Source organism: Oleiphilus sp. HI0061 (genome assembly GCF_001635675.1).
Map to the genome: position 1 here is coordinate 1 of NZ_LWFE01001540.1, position 1,213 is coordinate 1,213.

The window sequence follows — 1,213 nt, forward strand, 5'->3', positions numbered from 1 at the left end:
GCACTGAGAGCCGGCGCTGCAGTTCAAGTCACTTTATGGAGTGGCGCAAGGCAGTTCAAAACCACCAATGGCTTTGTAAGGAACGAAGAGTTAATTCTCAATGTTTTGACTGACTACTTGGGCGGCGCAACAGCATTCCCGATACATATTCTAAGAAAGACCCACATAGAGAAACCAAGGACTAGAAACTCCCATATTGTGATTTTGTCGGATGATGGCGTCACAACACTTTTTGACACGGATGAAAAAGGTAACTCAGGCTGGGGTATATCTAAGCAGGCATTAGAGAATGCAAAGGGCGGCGGTACGATGGTGTTAAATTTACACTGGGATTATCCCTTGCCACCTAACAATAAATGGATGGCGGACCATGATGCCGCTTTAAAGCAAGCCGAGGCTCAACAAGGTTGGGATATATTCCCGGTGACGTCTTGGGAAGCGATGACTGATTTTGCTCGGGCATTTAGCAGAAAACACTATGAGGGAGCAGAATAATGACTCAACTCATAACTCGTAGCAATGGTAGTGCCGAAGGCCCCGATATCAACGTATTGCACCATCGGCTAACCGAGTTCCCTAAAGAATTGTTAAACCCTCAATTACCACCTTACTTTTATGCTCTAGTTCATGATGCTCTATATGATTTAAGCACCTCAGTGCGAGCATCAGAACTCACTCGTTTTAAACGGCCTTATGAGCAATGTGATTGGTATCGCGCAACGATGTTGATCGCGTATTTTTTAATGGATAACAGCTTTAAGGGCTTTAGGTTTGAACTGGCTCTTCTGTTGGATGCCTTTGAAAACACAGCTAAAGAACTGGCCCAAGCTGGAACCAACAAGGTATACATCAATGATGTTGATAGAAGAGAAGAGTTTATTCGAGTTGTACTGTCTTCCATAAACCTGCGACCAAAAGGAGAGACAAACAACCAAGCTGAAGATAGATTACAAGCGGTTAGCTCGCTGGAAAGAATGAAGGTTCTCAAAGCCGCGAAAGTAGCAGAGCAAAGAGCTCACGATCTTCGAGTTGCTTTAGCTAAACAAAAAGCCAAAGAAGCGGCTGACAAGATGACACGGGAATAATCATGCAAGCAGCGCCCTGGAATGATTATGAGCGTATGCCAAATTTAGACGAGTCTGGAAGTGCTCGTCTTAAGCACTTGGTTGATCAGCCTCATGCGCCAATATTCAGGAATCAATCAGGTCATCAT

Annotated in this window: 2 protein-coding genes; both read left to right on the forward strand. The window is 44.6% G+C overall.

The genetic code is table 11. The annotated features are described in order from the left end of the window. Window positions 1-495, forward strand: a 495-nt coding sequence (locus A3735_RS31330; RefSeq protein ID WP_197486009.1) for a hypothetical protein, incomplete at its 5' end; no start/stop codon positions are given. Next, a complete protein-coding gene (locus tag A3735_RS24030) occupies window positions 495-1,085 on the forward strand; it encodes a hypothetical protein (RefSeq protein WP_068506657.1) in 591 nt (196 codons plus the stop codon). The genes A3735_RS31330 and A3735_RS24030, both read left to right, overlap by 1 nt. The last annotated feature ends 128 nt before the right edge of the window (window positions 1,086-1,213 follow it).